We start from the raw sequence: 360 nt of genomic DNA, 5'->3' as shown, positions 1-360 counted from the left end.
ATGGCAGAAGAGCAACTGGTTGCTATGTTGTATTTTTTTTTTTCAAGCATAAGGCGGCATACGATTTTCGCCTTAGTCTCGTGGGCTCGGTGGGCATCAGGGTGCTGGGGATCGCCCCGAGCCTCTTCGCGACGGGCCTCACCCAGGGCATTCCCGACGAATTCGCGGCGGCGCTGACCAAAGACGCGGCCTTCCCCAAGCGGCTGGGCCGTCCCGAGGAGTACGCCAAGCTGGTGGCCGCCATCGTGGACAACCCGATGCTCAACGGCCAATGCCTGCGCCTGGACGCCGGGCAGCGGTTCGCGCCCAAGTAGGCGCCGCCCGTTGGGGCCCTCCCCGCATTAAGTACACTCTTTAGCC

At 62.8% G+C, this 360-nt stretch carries 1 pseudogene; it reads left to right on the top strand.

The annotated features are described in order from the left end of the window. A pseudogene (locus tag KHA85_RS17360) lies at nt 1-314 on the top strand (hypothetical protein); the annotation flags it as partial. Nucleotides 315-360: the final 46 nt, after the last annotated feature.

Source organism: Dietzia massiliensis (assembly GCF_018390595.1).
GTDB lineage: Bacteria > Actinomycetota > Actinomycetes > Mycobacteriales > Mycobacteriaceae > Dietzia > Dietzia massiliensis.
This window is presented reverse-complemented; position numbering and strand designations above follow the sequence as displayed.